Annotated in this window: 1 protein-coding gene; it reads right to left on the reverse strand. The window is 64.5% G+C overall.

The window, feature by feature from the left end; genetic code table 11:
- Positions 1–2: 2 nt before the first annotated feature.
- On the reverse strand, positions 3–1,193 hold a 1,191-nt coding region (gene tuf, locus ACFQQC_RS18640; protein WP_376864046.1), incomplete at its 5' end, for an elongation factor Tu.

A 1,193-nucleotide genomic window follows, 5' to 3' on the forward strand; every position in this document is an offset into this window, starting at 1 on the left:
GATTACTCGATGATCTTGGCGACGACGCCGGCGCCGACGGTGCGGCCGCCTTCACGGATGGCGAAGCGCAGGCCCTGGTCCATGGCGATCGGGGTGATCAGCTCGACGCTCAGCTCGGCGTTGTCGCCGGGCATGATCATCTCGACACCTTCCTTCAGGTGCACGATGCCGGTCACGTCCGTCGTACGGAAGTAGAACTGCGGACGGTAGTTGGTGAAGAACGGCGTGTGACGGCCGCCTTCTTCCTTCGTCAGGATGTAGGCTTCGGCCTGGAACTTGGTGTGCGGGGTGATCGAACCCGGCTTGCACAGAACCTGACCGCGCTCGACGTCTTCACGCTTGGTGCCGCGCAGCAGCACGCCGACGTTGTCACCGGCCTGACCTTGATCCAGCAGCTTGCGGAACATTTCCACGCCCGTGCAGGTCGTCTTCTGGACCGGACGGATGCCGACGATCTCGACTTCCTCACCGACCTTGACGATGCCCTTCTCGACGCGGCCCGTGACCACGGTGCCGCGGCCCGAGATCGAGAAGACGTCTTCGACCGGCATCAGGAACGGCAGGTCGACCGGACGTTCCGGCTGCGGGATGTAGGCGTCGACGGTTTCCATCAGGGCCAGCACGCGCTGTTCGCCGATTTCCGGGTTCACGCCGTCGGTCGCGGCCTTGGCCGAGCCCTTGGTGATCGGAATATCGTCGCCCGGGAACTGGTACGAGCTCAGCAGCTCGCGCACTTCCATTTCGACCAGCTCGAGCAGCTCTTCGTCGTCGACCAGGTCGACCTTGTTCATGAAGACCACCAGGGCCGGCACGCCGACCTGACGGGCCAGCAGGATGTGCTCGCGGGTCTGCGGCATCGGGCCGTCAGCGGCCGACACCACCAGGATCGCGCCGTCCATCTGCGCGGCGCCGGTGATCATGTTCTTCACATAGTCGGCGTGGCCCGGGCAGTCGACGTGGGCGTAGTGACGGTTGGCCGTCTCATATTCCACGTGAGCCGTGTTGATCGTGATGCCGCGGGCCTTTTCTTCCGGCGCGGCGTCGATGTCGGCGTAGTTCATCGCCTTGGCGCCGCCGGCCTTCGCCAGCGTCATCGTGATCGCCGCCGTCAGCGTCGTCTTGCCGTGGTCAACGTGACCGATCGTGCCGATGTTGCAGTGCGGCTTGGTGCGTTCGAACTTTTCCTTGGCCAT

The sequence above is a fragment of the Brevundimonas sp. GCM10030266 genome (assembly GCF_042666595.1).
In the GTDB taxonomy this organism is placed as follows: Bacteria; Pseudomonadota; Alphaproteobacteria; order Caulobacterales; family Caulobacteraceae; genus Brevundimonas.